Annotated in this window: 17 protein-coding genes; 8 read left to right on the top strand and 9 right to left on the bottom strand. The window is 74.7% G+C overall.

Annotated features, from left to right (window positions below):
* Positions 1 to 166 precede the first annotated feature (166 nt).
* Genes moaC through SM452_RS29065 form a run of 4 tightly spaced genes read left to right on the top strand, consistent with a single transcriptional unit; the run spans position 167 to position 2,883 of the window.
* On the top strand, positions 167 to 658 hold the full coding sequence (moaC, locus tag SM452_RS29080; protein ID WP_013289345.1) for a cyclic pyranopterin monophosphate synthase MoaC: 492 nt from the start codon (positions 167 to 169) through the stop codon (positions 656 to 658).
* Positions 655 to 1,125: a MogA/MoaB family molybdenum cofactor biosynthesis protein gene (locus SM452_RS29075; protein WP_262012937.1), complete on the top strand. Its 471-nt coding sequence runs from the start codon at positions 655 to 657 to the stop codon at positions 1,123 to 1,125. The genes moaC and SM452_RS29075 overlap by 4 nt, the downstream gene beginning before the upstream one ends.
* A gap of 37 nt (positions 1,126 to 1,162) precedes the next feature.
* Positions 1,163 to 2,422: a molybdopterin molybdotransferase MoeA gene (locus SM452_RS29070; RefSeq protein WP_463841103.1), complete on the top strand. Its 1,260-nt coding sequence runs from the start codon at positions 1,163 to 1,165 to the stop codon at positions 2,420 to 2,422.
* A 35-nt stretch (positions 2,423 to 2,457) separates the two neighbouring features.
* Positions 2,458 to 2,883, top strand: a complete 426-nt coding sequence (locus SM452_RS29065; RefSeq protein ID WP_262013026.1) for a molybdenum cofactor biosynthesis protein MoaE — start codon at positions 2,458 to 2,460, stop codon at positions 2,881 to 2,883.
* A gap of 10 nt (positions 2,884 to 2,893) precedes the next feature.
* On the opposite strand, the gene SM452_RS29060 is transcribed toward SM452_RS29065, so the two are convergent.
* Both SM452_RS29060 and SM452_RS29055 read right to left on the bottom strand, forming a co-directional pair.
* Entirely contained in the window at positions 2,894 to 4,318 is a 1,425-nt protein-coding gene (locus tag SM452_RS29060; protein WP_355508485.1) for a glycosyltransferase 87 family protein, read from the bottom strand.
* 206 nt (positions 4,319 to 4,524) lie between these two features.
* Positions 4,525 to 5,070, bottom strand: a complete 546-nt coding sequence (locus SM452_RS29055; RefSeq protein WP_262012940.1) for a DoxX family protein — start codon at positions 5,068 to 5,070, stop codon at positions 4,525 to 4,527.
* A 135-nt stretch (positions 5,071 to 5,205) separates the two neighbouring features.
* On the opposite strand from SM452_RS29055, the gene SM452_RS29050 reads away from it, so the two are divergent.
* Complete coding sequence (locus tag SM452_RS29050) at positions 5,206 to 5,751, top strand: GNAT family N-acetyltransferase (protein ID WP_262012941.1); 546 nt, start codon at positions 5,206 to 5,208, stop codon at positions 5,749 to 5,751.
* Positions 5,752 to 5,771: 20 nt separating this feature from the next.
* On the opposite strand, the gene SM452_RS29045 is transcribed toward SM452_RS29050, so the two are convergent.
* Together SM452_RS29045 and SM452_RS29040 are read right to left on the bottom strand one after the other, a co-directional pair.
* Positions 5,772 to 7,007: an ATP-binding protein gene (locus SM452_RS29045; RefSeq protein WP_174536195.1), complete on the bottom strand. Its 1,236-nt coding sequence runs from the start codon at positions 7,005 to 7,007 to the stop codon at positions 5,772 to 5,774.
* Positions 7,008 to 7,150: 143 nt separating this feature from the next.
* Positions 7,151 to 7,981 (bottom strand): LppU/SCO3897 family protein, encoded by an 831-nt coding sequence (locus SM452_RS29040; RefSeq protein WP_355508488.1) that lies wholly within the window; start codon positions 7,979 to 7,981, stop codon positions 7,151 to 7,153.
* 85 nt (positions 7,982 to 8,066) lie between these two features.
* Between SM452_RS29040 and SM452_RS29035 the strand changes: the two genes are divergently transcribed.
* Both SM452_RS29035 and SM452_RS29030 read left to right on the top strand, forming a co-directional pair.
* Positions 8,067 to 9,074, top strand: coding sequence for an EamA family transporter (locus tag SM452_RS29035; RefSeq protein ID WP_262012944.1), 1,008 nt, complete (start codon positions 8,067 to 8,069; stop codon positions 9,072 to 9,074).
* 11 nt (positions 9,075 to 9,085) lie between these two features.
* A complete protein-coding gene (locus SM452_RS29030; RefSeq protein WP_463841102.1) occupies positions 9,086 to 9,715 on the top strand; it encodes a prepilin peptidase in 630 nt (209 codons plus the stop codon).
* Between the two features lie 9 nt (positions 9,716 to 9,724).
* Here SM452_RS29030 and SM452_RS29025 read toward each other — a convergent pair whose 3' ends face one another.
* The 5 genes from SM452_RS29025 to SM452_RS29005 all read right to left on the bottom strand — a co-directional run bounded on the left by SM452_RS29025 (position 9,725) and on the right by SM452_RS29005 (position 16,463).
* Complete coding sequence (locus SM452_RS29025) at positions 9,725 to 12,910, bottom strand: UvrD-helicase domain-containing protein (protein WP_463841101.1); 3,186 nt, start codon at positions 12,908 to 12,910, stop codon at positions 9,725 to 9,727.
* Between the two features lie 94 nt (positions 12,911 to 13,004).
* Positions 13,005 to 14,267, bottom strand: a complete 1,263-nt coding sequence (locus tag SM452_RS29020) for a metallophosphoesterase (RefSeq protein WP_463841100.1) — start codon at positions 14,265 to 14,267, stop codon at positions 13,005 to 13,007.
* A 20-nt stretch (positions 14,268 to 14,287) separates the two neighbouring features.
* Positions 14,288 to 14,533 carry a MoaD/ThiS family protein gene (locus SM452_RS29015; RefSeq protein ID WP_194800319.1) on the bottom strand — a complete coding sequence of 82 codons (246 nt, stop codon included), beginning with the start codon at positions 14,531 to 14,533 and terminating at the stop codon, positions 14,288 to 14,290.
* A 2-nt stretch (positions 14,534 to 14,535) separates the two neighbouring features.
* Positions 14,536 to 15,552: a GTP 3',8-cyclase MoaA gene (moaA, locus tag SM452_RS29010; protein WP_262012948.1), complete on the bottom strand. Its 1,017-nt coding sequence runs from the start codon at positions 15,550 to 15,552 to the stop codon at positions 14,536 to 14,538.
* Positions 15,549 to 16,463: a fructosamine kinase family protein gene (locus tag SM452_RS29005; protein ID WP_262012949.1), complete on the bottom strand. Its 915-nt coding sequence runs from the start codon at positions 16,461 to 16,463 to the stop codon at positions 15,549 to 15,551. The genes moaA and SM452_RS29005 overlap by 4 nt, the downstream gene beginning before the upstream one ends.
* Before the next feature lie 152 nt (positions 16,464 to 16,615).
* On the opposite strand from SM452_RS29005, the gene SM452_RS29000 reads away from it, so the two are divergent.
* Positions 16,616 to 17,585, top strand: a 970-nt coding sequence (locus SM452_RS29000) for a DUF4192 domain-containing protein (RefSeq protein ID WP_463841099.1), incomplete at its 3' end; no start/stop codon positions are given.

The raw sequence follows: 17,585 nt of genomic DNA, 5'->3' as shown, positions 1-17,585 counted from the left end.
GCCAGAGCGGACCCGGCCGAACGAGGCCCCCACCGTCAGTTCCCCCCAGCGAATCGGCGGTGGGCAGGTGAGGGAGGGGCGTCGTGCACGCGCACCCGACACGACGCTCCTCCCCGCCGCCGGCCGGAGCACCCGCGGCGTCGTACCCGGCGGATAGGGTCGGGCCGTGACCGAACCCGCGCAGCTCACCCACGTCGACCCGGCCGGTGCGGCCCGGATGGTCGACGTCTCCGCCAAGCCGGTCTCGGGCCGGCTCGCGGTCGCCGCCGGCCGCCTCCGCACCACCGCCGAGGTGGTGGAGTTGCTGCGCCGCGACGGCCTGCCCAAGGGCGACGCGCTCGCCGTCGGCCGGCTCGCCGGCATCATGGGCGCCAAGCGCACCCCTGACCTGATCCCGCTCTGCCACCCGATCGCGCTGCACGGCGTCACAGTCGACCTCGACCTCACCGCCGACACGGTGGAGATCACCGCCACTGCGAAGACCGCCGACCGCACGGGCGTCGAGATGGAGGCGCTGACCGCGGTGGCGGTCGCCGGGCTGGCGCTGGTCGACATGGTGAAGGCGGTCGACCCGGCCGCGTCGGTGGACGCCGTCCGGGTGCTCCGCAAGGAGGGCGGCAAGACCGGCGAGTGGGTCCGGCCGGAGGACCGGCCGTGATCCGGGCCCGGGTGATCGTGGCCTCCAACCGGGCCGCCGCCGGGGTCTACGAGGACACCAGCGGCCCGCTGCTCGTGACCGGGCTGCGCGAGCTGGGGTGCGAGGTCGACGCGCCGGTGGTGGTGCCGGACGGCGAACCGGTCGGCGACGCCCTGCGCGCGGCCCGCGCCGACGGCGTCGACGTGGTGCTGACCAGCGGCGGCACCGGCATCACCCCGACCGACCGCACACCCGACGTGACCCGTGCGCTGCTCGACTACGAGATCCCCGGCATCGCCGAGGCGATCCGCGCGCACAGTCGCGACACAGTGCCGACGGCGGCGCTGTCCCGGGGCCTGGCCGGGGTGGCCGGCCGGACGCTCGTGGTCAACCTGCCCGGTTCACGCGGCGGCGCCCGGGACGGACTGGCGGTGCTCGGGCCGATCCTGCGGCACGCCGTCGACCAGCTTCGCGGCGGCGACCACTGAACCCGCGAGGCACGTGCCCCGGCGTTAGGCTCGCCGGATGAGCACGGAAACCGAAGCCGCCGCGGCCGAGGCGGGCACGCCACCACCGGCCGGGTGGGAGGAGGCCCGCTCCCGGGTGTACGCGGTGGGCCTGTCCGCCGCGCTCCCCGCGGTCGCCCGGCCGCTGGCCGAGGCCGACGGGCACACCCTGGCCGAGCCGCTGACCACGCGTACCGACCTGCCAGCGTTCCCCACCTCCAGCGTGGACGGCTGGGCGGTGCGCGGCGCGGGGCCGTGGCGCGTCGCCGGGCGGGTGCTCGCCGGGCAGACCGCACCCCCGTTGGAGGCCGACGGCAGCACCGTCGAGATCGCCACCGGCGCGATGGTCCCCGCGGGCACGACGGCGATCCTGCGGATCGAGGAGTCGACGCGGACGGCGGACGGCCTGGTGGCCGGCACGCCTCGCCCGGCGCCGGAGTGGCGGGAGCCGGGCGAGGAGGCGTCCCTCGGGGAGGAGTTGCTGCCGGCCGGCACGCCGGTGGACCCGGCGGTGATCGGCCTGGCCGCCTCCTGCGGGCACGACACGCTGCGGGTCCGCCGCCCACCCCGGGCCGCGCTGCTGGTCTTCGGCGACGAGCTGCTCACCTCGGGTCCGCCCGGCGCGGGCCGGGTCCGCGACGCGCTCGGCCCGTCGGTGCCGGCCTGGCTGCGCCGCTACGGCTGCCAGGTGCGCGCCGCCGACGTGGTCGGCCCGGTCGCCGACACGCTGCCCGCGCACGTGGCGGCGCTGCGGGGCGCGCTCGCCAACGCCGACCTGGTCTGCACGACCGGTGGCACCATGCACGGCCCGGTCGACCACCTGCACCCGACGCTGGAGGCGCTCGGCGCCGACTACGTGGTGAACACCGTGGCGGTGCGTCCGGGCTTCCCGATGCTGCTGGCCCGGCTGGTGGACGGCGACGGGCGGGTGCGGTTCGTGGCCGGTCTGCCCGGCAACCCGCAGTCGGCGGTGGTGGCGCTGGTGTCGCTCGTCGCGCCCCTGCTCGCCGGTCTCACCGGCCGGCAGATGCCGGTGCTCCCGCACGTGACGCTGGCCGAGCCGATTCCCGGGCGCGGCGACTACACCCATCTGGCGCTGGCCCGCTGGGACCGCGTCGCCGGCACCGCGTACCCGGTGCGGCACGTCGGCTCGGCGATGCTGCGCGGGCTGGCCGGCGCGGACGGGTTCGCGGTGATCCGGCCCGGCACCAGCGGCGCGGCCGGCGACCGGGTGCCGCTCGTGCCGCTGCCGCTGACCCCCGGGGAGCGGTTCGGGTGAGCGCGACGAACGAACCGACGGGAGACGTCGTGACAGTGGAAGCAGGCGTGGTGCTCGGCGCGGTGACCGACCGGCCGCTCGACCTGGCCGAACACGAGGCGGCGGTCGCCGACCGCCGGGCCGGCGCGGTGGTGTCCTTCCAGGGCGTGGTCCGCGACCACGACCACGGGCGGGCGGTCACCCGGCTGGAGTACGAGGGCCACCCCACCGCCGAGGCGGTGCTGCGCGAGGTGGCGGCCGAGATCGCGGCCGACCCGCAGGTGTACGCGGTGGCGGTGTCGCACCGGATCGGCCCGCTGGAGATCGGGGACGTGGCGCTGGTGGCGGCGGTCAGCACGGCGCACCGCGCGGCCGCGTTCGCCGCCTGCGCCCGGCTGGTCGACGAGGTGAAGGCGCGGCTGCCGATCTGGAAGCGGCAGGTCTTCGACGACGGCACCGAGGAGTGGGTGAACTGCCCCTGAACCGGCCGGCTCAGCGTCGGCCGGCGAGCGCGGCGGTGCGGCCCAGCCGCTCGTGGTAGAACGCCGGCTCGGCGCCGGGACGCCACGGCAGCGCCGCGACGAGCACGATCAGCGCGATGGCCAGGGAATTCTCCATCAGCGCGCCGAACAGGCCGTCCTGGTAGTGGGACACCTCGGGGAGCTGGTGCTCGTACGGCCAGATCGGTGAGATCAGGAACAGCAGGTAGAGCCCGAGCGCCCCGACGCCGTGGCGCAGGCCGGTCAACGTCGGGTACCAGATCGGTGGGCGCAGTGCCGGCACACCGTTTGCCGAGGGGCCGCCGGTGCCGCGCAGCGGCAGGCCGCGGCTGGCTTCGCGGCGGCGTACCGCGGCGTCGGCCAGCACGATGATCGCCGGGATGACCCAGATCAGGTGGTGCGACCAGGAGATCGGGCTGATCACGTTGGCGGTGAGCCCGACCAGCGTGAACGCGGTCAGCTCGTCGCCGTCGGCGCGGGCGCTCATCGCCCGGGACAGGCCCAGCGCCAGGATCAGCACCGAGAACGCCAGCCAGAGCAGCCCGGGCGTCTCGATCGAGTCGTAGAGCCGCGCCAGCAGACCGGCGAGGGACTGGTTGGCGGTCATGTCCGCCGCGCCGACCCGCTCGGTCTGCCAGAGCACGCCGGTGAAGTACGCGCGGGACTCCTCACCGAGCACACCGAACGTCGCGATGGTCACGCCGATCGTGGTGCCCACAGCGGTGAGCGCGGCCCGCCACTGCCGGGTGAGCATCAGGTACGCCACGAACAGCGCCGGGGTGAGCTTGACCGCTGTGGCGAGCCCGATGCCGACACCGGCCCAGGCGCCGCTGTAGACGAACCGGGCCAGCGGCGAGTCGGCCGTCTCGTAGTGGGTGCCGCGCTTGGCCCGCCAGCGCAGGCCCACCATGTCCGCCATGATCAGCGCGAACAGCAGCAGGTTTACCTGCCCGTAGCCGAGCGTCTCCCGGGACGGCTCGATGGCCACGGCGAGCGGGGTGGCGATGCCGACGGTGAACCAGAGCGGCCAGCCGAGGCGGTCCACGATGGGGCGTAGCAGCGCGGCGAGGACGACGGCGAGCGCGCCGATGCTGGCGAGCGCGTTGACGAAACCGGCGCCGTCCACCGGCAGCCACGTCATCGGCAGCATGACCAGCGCGGCGAACGGCGGGTAGGTGAAGCCCAGCGTGGTCGACGGTGCGACGAAGTCGTACAGCTCGTTGCCGCCGGCCCACCACAGCACCGCGCCGTGGTAGATCTTCATGTCGAAGAAGTTGTACGGCCGTCCGAAGGCGCCGATGGCGAGCCACGCGGCGTACGACACGGCGGCCACGACGCCGAGACGCATGATGATCCGGCGGTCGACGCGGGAGATCGGGGCGAGGCGGTTGGTCCGTCTACCGACTGTCGCCGGCATGGCGTGGCCACCCCCGTACCAAGATCGTCGTACCCGTCCAGGTCCAGAACGGAGCCTAGAACGGCGCCTCACGTTGCTGCCTCCCGCGTTACGCGACCGTGTCCGATCCCACACGTGTTTTTGACATTTCCACCGCGTTAACGGGTCTCGGACGGTTCAGGTGATTGGTGGCCTTGCGGGGGGTGGTGGCCGTACGAAAACGCTTGTCAGCCGGGCATGCGGCGGGCGGTCGCCGCGGAGCGTACGGCGATCTTCGCCTCGCGACGAGCGGTGCGGACCGCGCGCTCGACCGACCGGCGTGAGTGGTCGATGCGGTGGCCGGCGCGCCAGCGCAGGCCCGGCTTGCCCTCGGTGTCGGCGGCGGCGAGGAGGAGGCCACCGAGCAGGCCGAGGTTCTTCAGGAAGTGGACCTGGTTGTTGTTGCGCGCGGCCGGGTCCTCGTTGTTCCAGAAGGCGTGGCCGGCGGCGGTGGTCGGGATCAGGGAGCCGGCGAGCACCAGCGCGGCCGGGCGGGTGAACCGGCCGGTGGCGAGCATCAGACCGCCGACGAGCTGGGTGGCGGCGTTGGCCCGGATCAGCGAGACCGTGTCGGTGGGGATGCGGGGGTGCACGTTCCGGATCAGCGGGGCGACCTTCCCGGTGACCGGTTCCGCAGCCTGCACCAGGCGTTCCGGATTGCGCAGGTTACGGGCGCCGCTGACCACGAAGATGCCGCTCAACATGACTCGGGCGAGGGAGCGCACGGGCTTCATGGCTCAGTCTTACCCCGTCGGAGGCGTCGTCATCCCCGCAACACACGAAAGGTATCGGCCGACGTGGACGTCCGAACGGTATCGATTTCAGCGACCGTCGCGGATGGACCGGTCGCGTTCGGTAAGGTCGCGCGGGTGACGACGCTGCGACTGCGCCCGGAGGGCCCCGCCGACGAGGCGCCGGTGGCCCGGGTGCTGGCCGCCGCCTTCGCCCGCCCCGACGTGGCCACCCCACCGGAGGTCGGCCTGGTCGAGGAGCTGCGGCACAGCCCGGCGTGGATTCCGGAGCTGGCCATGGTCGCCGAGTACGGCGGCGAGGTGGTGGCGTACGCGCTGCTCACACGCGTCGGCGTACGCACCGAGCGCGGCACCTGGCCGGCGCTGGCCCTGGGTCCGGTGGCGGTGGCGCGGCACCGGCAACGGCTGGGGCACGGCACGGCGGCGGTGCAGGCGGCGCTGGACGCCGCGACGGAACTGGGCGAGCGGCTGGTGGTGGTGCTGGGCGACCCGGCCTACTACCGGCGGTTCGGGTTCGGCCCGGCGGACCGGCTGGGCCTGACCAGTCCCTGGTCCGGGCTGGGGGAGCCGTGGCAGGCGCTGGTGCTGCCGCCGTCGGCGAGCGGCGAGCCGTCACCGCCGGCCGGCGAGGTGGTCTTCCCGCCACCGTGGTCGCGGGTCTGAGGCCGTTTCACGAGCAGCGGTCAGGCGGGCTGGGTACGCAGGTAGCGGCCGAAGTGCGGCACTGTGAACGCCACCGTCCCCCGCTCGCCGGAGTAGATCAGCCCCTTCTTGATCAGCGCGTCGCGCGCCGGGGAGAGGCTGGCCGGCTTGCGGCCGAGCGCGCGGGCGATCTCGGCGGTCGGCACCGCCGCGTCCATGTCGTCCCGGCCGCCCTCCTCGCCGTCCACCAGCGCGAGCGTGGCCATCGCGCGCATGTACTCGCGTTCGGCGGGCGTGGCCCGCTCGAACCGGGAGCCGAAGAACCCCACCGCCAGTTCGGCCTCCGCCTCGGGCGCGGCGACCCGGACGTCCGCCGCGGTGATCGGGGAGCGGGGCGCGTGGTCCCAGGTGGCCTTGCCGTACGCCTGGACGAAGTAGGGATAGCCACCGGACTTCTCGTAGAGCAGGTCGAGCGCCTTCTGCTCGTACTCGACCTCCTCGCGCTCGGCCGGCGCGCAGAGCGCCTGGTCGGCGGCGATCCGGTCGAGCCGGTCGATGCGCTGGTAGCGGTAGAGCCGCTCGGAGTACGACTTGGCGGCGCTGAGCACGGCCGGCAGGTGCGGCAGGCCCGCACCCACGACGATGAGCGGCGCGCCGAGCTGGGAAAGCTCGTGGCAGGCGGCGCAGAGCGCGGAGACGTCCTCGGCGCCGACGTCCTGCATCTCGTCGATGAAGATCGCGATGCCGGTGCCGACGTCGGTGGCGACCGCCGCCGCGTCGCTGAGCAGCTCGACCAGGTCGATCTCGATGTCGCCGGAGTCGGCTCGCCCGCTGCTCGCCGGTACGTCGATGCCGGGCTGCCAGCGGTCGCGCAGCTTGGGCGCCGCGCCGCCTCGACCGGTGGGCGCGGAGCGTTGCGCGAACGCCTTGAGGACGCCGAGGAACGCGTCGATCCGGTCCGGGGCGCGGTGCCGGGGCGCGAGTTCGCGGACCGCCATGTGCAGCGCGGCGGCGATCGGGCGGCGCAGCGACTGGTCCGGCCGGGCCTCGATCTTGCCGGTGCCCCAGAGGTGGTTGATCGCCTCGGAACGCAGCGTGTTGAGCAGGACCGTCTTGCCGACTCCCCGCAGGCCGGTGAGCATCAGGCTGCGTTCGGGGCGACCGCGGGCGATCCGTTCCAGCACCACGTCGAAGACGTCCAGTTCCCGCCCCCGCCCGGCGAGTTCGGGCGGGCGCTGGCCGGCGCCCGGTGCGTACGGGTTGCGGACCGGATCCACGAATCGCACAGTATCGGGTTCTCTAGCGACCAGGCTAGATGCGCGTAGAGGCGGCTACCGCGTGTCGGCCTCGATACAAAACTAGGGCTGTCTAGCATCCACGCTAGACAGCCCTAGTTTTGGTTACCGACAGGCGGACAGGGTCAGCGGCGCTTCAGGCAGAGCACGAAGTCGAGCGTGTCCAGCTCGCTGTCGAAGAAGTACCAGTCGGTGTAACCGGCCACCTTCCCGCACTTCGCCTCCGCGTCCTTCTTGCCGCTCGTCGCACCGTCGATGCGGCGCAGCACCTCGTACGTCTTCGGGGCGCAGTCGGCGATCACCAGCTTCGGCTGGCCGCCGCCACCCTCGTTGGCGACGCACTGGCCCGCCTTGACGAAACGCGGATCGGTCGAGGAGGCCGGGGCCGCCGTCGTGGGCGTCGTGTCGGCCGGCTCGCTCGGCGGCGCGGCCTCGCCGGTCGGATCCGCGGCCGGCGGGGTGGCGGCCGTCGTGCCGCCGGTCGGCGTCTGCTCGTCCCGGCCCAGCATCCAGTACGCCCCGGCGCCGCCCAGCAGCAGTACGGCCAGCACGATCACCACCACCAGCAGCGGACCCTTCCCGCGCTTCGGCGGCGTCGGCTCGGCGTACTGCGGCTGACCGGCCCCGTACTGCGACCCGGAATAGGGGTCACCCGGATGGCCCTGCTGCGGGGACCAGGCCGGGCCCGGCTCGAAGCGCTGCGACGGTGGCCCGTACTGATCGGCCGGCGGGCCGTACTGCTGGGTGGGCGGGCCGTACTGGTCGGGCGGGCCGTACTGGTCGGCGGGCGGGCCGTACGGCTGCGCGCCCGGAGGGCCGTACCGCGGATCCGGCTGCGCGGCGTAACGCGGGTCGCCCTGCGGGGCGTAGCGGGGATCGGGCTGCGGGGCGTAGCCGTCGTCGGGCCGTCCCCAGGGGTCGGGAGAGCCGCCACCCGGTGGACCGAAGTTCGACATGAACGCCTCCTGCGTACGCCAGTGCTGAGAGGCCGGCCACCAACTGGGGACGCCGACGCCGTGGCCACCGTAGCGTGGACAGACGATGAGCTCACGCCCCACGAGTGCGACGAACGTCGTCGATTCCGCGACGCCGCCGGCCCGCACCGCGCTGATCTGGACCGCACTCGTGCTGGTCTACCTGCTGTGGGGCTCGACCTACCTGGGCATCCGGGTAGCCGTCGAGTCCCTGCCGCCCCTGATCTCCGCGGCTATGCGGTTCTCCGGCGCCGCCGTGGTGCTCGCCGTGGTGTTGCGCCTGCGGCGCGGGCCCGGCGCGTTGCGGGTGCCTCCGCGCCGGCTCGGTTCCGCCGCGCTGATCGGCGTGCTGCTGCTCGCCGGCGGAAACGGGCTGGTGGTCCTCGCCGAGTCGGGTCCGGCCGGCGCCGCGGTTCCCTCGGGCGTGGCCGCGCTGCTGGTGGCCACCGTGCCGCTGCTGGTGGTGGTGCTGCGGACCGTGGGCGGGGACCGGCCGCGACCGTGGACGTTCCTCGGGGTGGCGCTCGGGTTCGCCGGCCTCGTCGTGCTGGTGCTGCCCCGCGACGGGGTGGACGGCGTGCCGGTGGCCGGCGCGCTGACGGTGGTCGGGGCCGCCACGAGCTGGTCGGTCGGCTCGTACCTGTCCGGGAAGATCCTGATGCCCGCCGACCCGTTCGTGGCCACCGTCTACGAGATGGTCGCCGGCGCGGCGGTGCTCGCGCTCGTCGGCGTGGCCCGGGGTGAGCTGCGCGGCTTCTCCTTCGCGGACGTGACCGGACGGTCCTGGGCGGCGATGGCCTACCTGATGGTGGCCGGTTCGCTGATCGCCTTCACCGCGTACGTCTGGCTGCTCGCCCACGCGCCGATCTCCCTGGTCTCCACGTACGCGTACGTGAACCCGGTGGTCGCGGTGGCACTCGGCGCGTTGTTCGTCGCCGAACCGATCACCTCGCAGGTGCTGATGGGCGGCGCGGTCATCGTGGTCGGCGTCGCGGTGGTGGTGAGCACCGAGCGTCCCCGCCGGTCCCCGCCACCAGCCGTCGACGGGACGGCCGGGGAGCCCGCCGGGCGGTAGCGTCCCGGCCCGTGTCGGCGCTGCTGGTGACGGGGATCGCCCTGCTCGGTGCGGCGGCCGGGTGGGCGGCGGTGCCGGTCGGCCGGTCGCTCGTCACGGTGCCACCTGGCGGCGCTCCGCGCCGGAGCACGCTCGCCCGGGTCGGCGTCGTGGTGTTCGGCGGGCTCGCCGCCACCAGGGGCACCGACCCGGCACTGCCCGCGCTGCTGCTGGTCGCCGCCGCCGGGCTGGTCCTCACGGTCACCGACCTGACCGCGCTGCGGCTGCCCGACCCGCTCGTCGGCCTGGTCGCGCTCGGCGGCGGGCTCGGCCTCACCGCGGCCACGGCGGCGACCGGCGAACCGCGCCGCCTGGCCGTCGCGGTGGCCGGGGCCGCGTTCTCCTTCATCGGGTACGCGCTGCTGTCCCTGCTGCCCCGCGCCCGGCTCGGCTTCGGCGACGTGAAACTCGCCGCCGCGCTCGGACTGCCGCTGGGCTGGCTCGGCTGGCCGGCGCTGCGCCTCGGGCTGCTCCTGCCGCACGTGCTCGCCGGAGTCGCGGCGCTCGTCCTGCTCGCCGCCGGGCGGGTACGCCGGGACACGCCGGTGCCGTTCGGCCCGGCGCTGCTCGGCGGCGCGTGGCTCGCCGCCGTCCTCACCTGAGAGGTGCCGTCAGATCAACCGGAGCTGGTGGTCCTTCGGGCGGCGGGGCTCGGTCGCGTCCAGGCGCTCGAACAACGCCGGGTCGATCACGTCGAGGAACGGCGACGGGCGGGTGTCCCGTTCCGCGCCGTGCCGGGCGCGCCGGCCCGCGTGGCTGACGTAGAGCCGGTCCTGTGCCCGGGTCAGCCCGACGAAGAACAGCCGCCGCTCCTCGGCCACCGCGTCGTCGTCCGGCTCGGCGCCGGGCCAGCGCAGCGGCAGGAGGCCGTCCTCCGCGCCGACCAGGAACACCACCGGGAACTCCAGGCCCTTCGCCGCGTGCAGCGTGAGCAGCGTGACCGCCTCGGCGCGCGGGTCCAGCGCGTCCACCTCCGCGCCGGTGGCGAGCTGGTTGAGGAACAGGTCGAGGTCGTCGCCGCAGCGCCGGGCCAGCGGGGTGAGCAGGTCCACCGCCGTGCGGACGTCTTCGGGGCGTACCGCGCCGGACCCGTCGAGCGTGGGCACGGCGAAGCGCTCGGCCAGGATCTGCCCGGCCTGGCGTACCCGGGCCGCGAGCGAACCGTCCAGACCGGCGTGGCGCAGCTCGCGGGCGATCGCCGGCACGCCCGGACGGTCGCGCAGCCGGTCGTGCGAGCGCTTCTGCACCGGAATGTTCGCCCGGGCCAGCGCGTCCACGATCGGTGCGGCCTGCGCGTCGGTGCGGTACAGCACCGCGATGTCGGAGAAGGACAGCGAGGTCGCCCGCCCGTCGATCCGCCCCGAGTCGAGAGAGCGGTGGGACAGGCCGCCGACCAGCTCGTCCACGGTACGGGCCACGAAGTCGGCCTCGTCGTAGGCGGAACTCGCCGCGTACCGGCCGACGAGCGGCGCCTCCGGGTCGAGCCGGGCCGGGTCGAGACGACGGCCGCGTACCAGCGACGACGGCGCGATGGCCTGCACGGCGGCGGCCAGGATCGGCGCGGAGGAGCGGTAGTTGCGGTTCAGCCGGACCAGCCGGGCGTCCGTGAAGTCCTGCGAGAAACGCAGGAAGTAGCCCACGTCGGCGCCCCGGAACGAGTAGATCGCCTGGTCCGGGTCACCGATCGCGCACAGGTTCCCGTCCGGCGGGCTGAGCAGCCGCAGCAGCTCGTACTGCACCGCGTCGACGTCCTGGTACTCGTCGACGAAGATCCACTTCCACCGCTCGCGGTACTCCCGCACCAGCTTCCGGTCCCCCTTGAACAGGGCCACCGGCAGCGTCAGCAGCTCGTCCAGGTCGACCAGGTCCCGCTTGCGCAGCAGCGCCACGTACCGCTCGTCGTCGTCACCGGCCTCGGCGCGCGCCGCCGACCGGTCCGCGTCGTCGGCGATCCGGAAGTCCGCCGGCAGCCCGGCCGCTGCCGCGTTCTCCCGCAGCACGGTCAGGCCGAGCGAGTGGAACGTGCCGACTGTGACGTCCTCGGCGACCGGGCCGAGCAGCCCGTCCAGCCGGTGCCGCAGCTCCTCGGCCGCCCGCCGGGTGAACGTGATCGCCAGGCACTGGTCGGGGAAGACGTTCAGCTCCGCGCACAGGTACGCGATCCGGTGGGTGAGCGTCCGCGTCTTGCCGGTGCCCGGACCGGCCACGATCAGCAGCGGGCCACCCGGCGCCGACGCGGCCACCCGCTGCATCGCGTCCAGCCGATCCAGCAGGCCGGTGCCGACCTCCTCCATCCCGGCGAGCATCGGCTCGAACGGCTCGTGCGGAGACGGCGGCGGTGCGATCGGGGGCGCCGGCGGCGGCGTCCGCTTCGGCTCCGGCCGGGCCGCCGCCGGGCGCTTGGCCTTCGGCTTCGGCGCCGACTCCGCCGGCCGCCGCTGCGCGGGCACCGGTACGTCGAACAGCGTCTCCTGCCCGCCCCGGCCACCCGCAGCGCCCAGTTCCGCCGGGTCGAACAGCGTGATCACGCCGTACTCCCCGTCGTAGCCCGGCACCCGGCGCACGTCGCCGCGGCGCAGCCGGCCGATGCCCTCCGCGAGCAGCTCGCCGCCGACCCGGCCGATCTCCTCGATCGGGGTACGCGTCAGGATCTCCAGCTCCGGGCCGAGCGCGGCGATCAGCTCGTTGAGCTTGCCCTCTACCTTCTTCGACCGCGCGCCGACCCGGTTCAGCTCGCCCAGGATCTCGGCCAGCGGCACCAGATGCGTCACCTCGCGGGCGTGCGCCGGACGGTGCCCCGCCGGCCGGTCCGCCAGCTCCTCGACCCGGCTGAGTACGCCCACCGTCAGCGGCTTGCCGCACTCCGGGCAGCGCCCGCCCGCCTCGCGGGTCCGCTCCGGCGACCAGTTCACGCCGCACAGGCGGTGCCCGTCGGCGTGGTACTTGCCCTCCTCCGGGAAGAACTCCACGGTGCCCGCGAGACCGTCGCCGGTCCGCAGCGCCTCGCGGATCGCGAAGTAGTCGCGCGCGGCGGTCAGGACCGTGGCCTCCCGGGCCAGCGCGGGCGGCGAGTGCGCGTCCGAGTTCGACACCAACTGGTAGCGGTCCAGGCTACCGACCCGCCAGTTCATCTCCGGGTCGGACGACAGGCCGGTCTCCACCGCGAAGATGTGCTCGGCCAGGTCTGCGTAGCAGTCGGCGATCGCGTCGAAGCCGGACTTCGAGCCGAGCGCGGAGAACCAGGGCGTCCAGATGTGCGCCGGCACCAGGTAGCCGTCCGGGCTCGCCTCCAGCGTGATCTCCAGCAGGTCGCGGGAGTCCAGCCCGAGGATCGGCCGGCCGTCCGAGCCGAGGTTGCCGATCCGGCCCAGCGCGGTGTTGAACCGTGCCACCGCGTCCAGGTCCGGCAGGTAGATCAGGTGGTGCACCTTGCGCGTCCGGTCGTCGCGCTTGTAGATCGTGGAGATCTCCACGCTCAGCATGTACCGGACCGGGTCGGCCTCCGCCTCGCTTGCGAGCCGGGGCGGCAGCCGCCGGGCGACGTCCCGCTCCGCCTCGGGCGAGAGCCGGTACAGGCCCGGCTCGGCCGGATGCAGCGTCTCCCGCAGGTGGTCGTACCAGGCGGGATGGGTGAAGTCGCCGGTGCCGAGCACGCCGATGCCCTTGCGCCGGGCCCACCAGGCCAGGTTCGGCAGGGTCAGGTCGCGGCTGCACGCGCGGGAGTACTTCGAGTGGATGTGCAGATCCGCGACGTACGGCGGGAGGCCACCGGGGGGTGCGGCGCTGAACGGAGGCACGCCGCATCCTGTCACGTCCGGTCCCCCGCCCGCCCGTCGCCACGCGTACGGGTGACCTGAGCAATGCGGTGCTGGACTCGGCGGCCCATGCACGCTATTGAGCGCGCAGCTCGACGAGCGTCACCTGGGGAGGCGCGCCCACCCGCACCGGCGGGCCCCAGAAGCCGGCGCCGTTCGTGACGTAGACCTTCGTGCCGTCGACCTCGCCGAGGCCGGAGACGACCGGCTGTTCGAGCTTCACCGCCAGGTTGAACGGCACCATCTGGCCGCCGTGCGTGTGCCCGGAGAGTTGCAGGTCGACGCCGAACTTCGCCGCCTCCTGCGCGGCCACCGGCTGGTGCGCCAGCAGCACGACCGGCCGGCTCGGGTCGCGGTCGCCGAGGGCGGCGGCGTAGTCGGCGGGCGCGGCCACCCCGGTGCCGGCGGCGCTCACGTCGTTCACCCCGGCGAGGTCCAGCACGCCGCCCCGGGCCTGGATCTCCTGCCGCTCGTTCTGGAGCACGCGCAGGCCGAGCCGGTCCACCTCGCGGACCCACTCCTCGACGCCCGAGTAGTACTCGTGGTTGCCGGTGACGAAGAAGCTGCCGTACCGGGACCGCAGGTCGCGCAGCGGTTCGGCGGCCTCGCCCAGCTCGGCCACCGTGCCGTCGACCAGGTCACCTACCACCGCGACCAGGTCGGCATCCATCCGGTTGATCATCGCGACGATCCGCTCGGTGTGCGCCCTGCCGCGCAGCGGCCCGAGGTGGATGTCCGAGACGGTGGCGATACGCAGGCCGTCCATGCTGCGGGGCAGCGTGGCCAGCGGGATCTGCACCCGGTCCAGCTGCGGCGGACCCATCGCGGTGCGTACGCCGTACCCGGTGACGCCGGCGGCGGTGAGCCCGGCGAAGATCGCTGCCCCGCGCGCGAGCAGCAGCCGCCGCGAGGGGTCGTGGTCCGGCGCGTGGGTGCCGGGCGGCGGCGCGTCGGTGCTGTCGACAGGCGGCGGCGTCGCACCCTCCGCGGTCGCCGCGCCCACGAGCACGGGCTCGGGCTCCGGGCCGGCGGCGACCGCCGCGCGGGCCCGGCGGCGCAGCACGAGCCGGACCACAGCGGTCGGCACCTCCAGCACCAGCAGCAGCACCAGCAGGTAGAACATCAGCGCGACCCAGAGGTAGCCGGGCCAGGCCAGCCAGTACCAGCCGTTGCGGGTGCCGGCCATGGTCACCGGTACGAGCACCGCCAGCGCCGCGATCGCCACTCCACCGGCCCGGCGCCACCGCCCGGGACGCGTGGTGTCCCGGACCAGCCGCTTCCACAGGTAGAAGTGGATCAGGCCGATCACGAGCACGACGAAGCCCAGGAATGTCGCCATGGCCAGCACGTGTGCCCCCCTCAGCCGCCCGCGAAGGGCGGCAGCACGTCCACCGTCACCCCGGCCGGCAACAGTGCCCGTCGATCATGACAGGCCACGCCGTCGACCAGGAAACTCGCCGCCTTCAGCACCACCGCGAGGCGTTCGCCGTGCCGGGCGGCCAGTTCATCGAGGAGTTCGTCCAGGGACACGCCCGCGGATGCGGTCTCCTCGGGTCGTCCGGCGGCCGCGCGGGCGCCGGCGAAGTAGCGGACGGTGAGCTCCACCCTCAGCCTCCGATCGCCGACATCGAGCGCGCGGGCTGGAGGAACGTGGGGTCGTCGATGCCGTGCCCGGCCCGCTTGGCCCACATCGCCGCCCGCCAGCGCCGGGCCAGCTCCTCGTCGTCCGCACCGGCGCGCAACGCGCCGCGCAGGTCCGACTCCTCGGTGGCGAACAGGCAGTTGCGCACCTGGCCGTCGGCGGTGAGGCGGGTGCGGTCGCAGTCGCCGCAGAACGGCCGGGTCACGCTGGCGATCACGCCGACCCGGGCCGGCCCGCCGTCCACCAGCCACGTCTCGGCCGGTGCCGCGCCCCGTTCGGACGGGTCCGGCGTCAGCGCGAACGCGGCGTGCAGGGAGGCCAGGATCTCGTCGGCGGTGACCATCGTCGAGCGGTCCCAGCCGTGCTGCGCGTCGAGCGGCATCTGCTCGATGAACCGCAGCTCGTAGCCGTGCGCGAGCGCGAACCGGAGCAGCGCGGGCGCCTCGTCGTCGTTCGTGCCCCGCATCAGCACCGAGTTGATCTTCACCGGGGTCAGCCCGGCTTCCGCGGCCCCGGCCAGGCCGGCGAGCACGTCGGCGAGCCGGTCGCGGCGGGTCAGCGCGGTGAACCGGTCCCGGTCCAGCGTGTCGAGCGAGACGTTGACGCGGTCCAGCCCGGCCGCGCGCAGCGCCGGCGCCATCCGGGCCAGGCCGATGCCGTTCGTGGTCAGCGAGATGCGCGGCCGGGGCGTGAGCGCGGCGACCGCCGCCACGATGCCGGGCAGGCCGGGCCGGATGAGCGGCTCACCGCCGGTGAAGCGCACCTCGGTGATGCCGAGCCGGGTCACCGCGACACCCACCAGCCGGACGATCTCGTCGTCGCTGAGCAGTTGCGGGCCGGACAGCCAGGGCAGGCCCTCGGCCGGCATGCAGTAGGTGCAGCGCAGGTTGCACTTGTCGGTGAGCGAGACCCGAAGGTCCCGGGCGACACGGCCGTACCGGTCGGCGAGGACGCCGTCGGTCGTCGTCCGGGGGGTGCTCATCGGTCGACCGTAGCGCGGTCGAGCCCGTGGAGGGCGGCACGAGCGGTGGAACCCACGGCGTCCGCGTACGCCGCGCCGAAGATCGCGGTGTGCACCAGCAGCAGATGCAGCTGATGCAGCGGCACCCGTTCCCGCCACCCGTCGGCCGGAGGCCACGCCTCCCGGTAGGCGGCCGTGATCCGGTCCAGGTGCGGTGGGCCGCCGAACAGCGCGAGCTGCGCCAGGTCGGTCTCGCGGTGGCCGCCGTGCGCGGCCGGGTCGACCAGCCACACCCGGCCGTCGGCGCCCCAGAGCAGGTTGCCCGGCCAGAGATCGCCGTGCAGCCGGGCGGGCGGCTCGTCACCGCCGAACTCGCCGATCCGGTCGACGACCTGCTCGACGAGCGCCGCCCCGGCGCCGTCGATCGCGCCACCGTCGACAGACATGCGCAGGTAGGGCAGGAGGCGGCGCCGGGCGAACCAGTCCGGCCAGGGACCGGGGTCGGGCGTGTTGTCCTGCGGCAGCGCGCCGATGAACCCCGGCCAGTCCGCGCCGAACGCGGGCGCCCCGGCGCGGTGCAGCCCGGCCAGGTCGCGGCCGAACGCCTCTGCGGCCTCCGGCGTCGGCTCGCCGGGCTCCACCCAGTCGAGCGCCAACAGGCCGGGCAACGCGACGAGCACATCCGGTACGGGCACCGAGCCGGCCTCGCGCAGCCAGCGCAGCCCGGCCGCCTCGGCGGCGAAGAAGCCCTCCGGCAGCGGACGCGCGGCCCGTTCCGGCCAGGTCTTGGCGAACACCGAGTGCCCGTCGTCCAGCGTGAGCCGGGAGGCGGCGCAGATGTCACCACCGGAGACCGGCGTCTCCCGGATCCGCTGGTGGGTCAGGAAGGTCGGCAGGTGCTCCGGGTGTGCCCGCAGGTACGCCAGGTCCATGTGCGCAAGGTAGCCGGTACCCCGGACATCCGTGTGCCGAGCGACGCCGCCGATCGCCGCTGAGCTGCACCGATACGCTCCGTATCTGTGGACGGACGGCGTGTCGTCCACAGGGGCGGACGCGGTGGCACTGCACCGCCCACGCTCCCGGCATGAACTCCACCGAGCCAGCGCGCCTCTCCGTCCGCTCGCCGGCCGACATGGTCGCGGCCGTGCCCTACCTGCTCGGCTTCCATCCCGCCGACAGCGTCGTGGTGGTCGCGGTACGCGGCCGGCGCGTCGTCTTCGCCGCCCGAGGCGACCTGCCCGCACCGGGCACCGACCCCGGCCCGGCGGCCCGGCACCTGGCGCAGGTGGTGGCCCGGCAGGACGCCGACGCCGCCACAGTCGTCGGCTACGGTCCGGCCGCCCGGGTGACGGGGATCGTGGACGCGATCGGTGACGCGCTGACCGCCACCGGGCTGGTGGTACTCGACGCGCTGCGGGTCACCGACGGGCGCTGGTGGTCGTACCTGTGCGCCGAGCCGTCCTGCTGCCCGCCCGAGGGCACCCCGTACGACCCGGCCGCCAGCGAGGTCAGCGCGGCTGCCGTGTTCGCCGGTCAGGTCGCGCTGCCCGACCGGGCCGCGCTCGCGGCACAGGTGTCCCCGCTCGACGGGCCGGTCCGGCTCGCCATGCGCCGGGCCACCGCTCGGGCCCGTCTCCGCCTGGCCGCGCTCACCGGACCCCCGTCCGCATCATCGGCCGGGAGCCCGGCCGGAGGCTTTCCAGCCGACGGTTCGAGGGCGGGTGGGGAGCCGCCGGTCCCGGCGGACGGTGCTGGGCCGGAGGGGGAGTCGTCGGTCCCGGTTGGCGGGCCCGGACCGGGCGGCCAGTCCCAGGTGCCGGCAGGTGGCCCCGGATCGGGTGGGGAGCCGCGGGCGGTGCGGACGGCGGGCACGGCGGCCGTGCGAGCCGCCTTTCGCCGGCAGCGGCGCGGCGAGCGGCTGGACGACGACGAGGTGGCCTGGCTGACAGTGCTCCTCGTCCACGTCGCGGGGGGGGGGGGGGCGGGGGGGGGGGGCGGGCGGGCCCCGGGCGCGGCAGCCCCCCCCCCCACCCCCCCCCCCCCCCGCGGGGGGG

Source organism: Micromonospora sp. SYSU B005 (genome assembly GCF_055362685.1).
The sequence above is the reverse complement of the archived record's forward strand: the minus strand, read 5'-3'. Positions and strand labels throughout refer to the sequence as shown.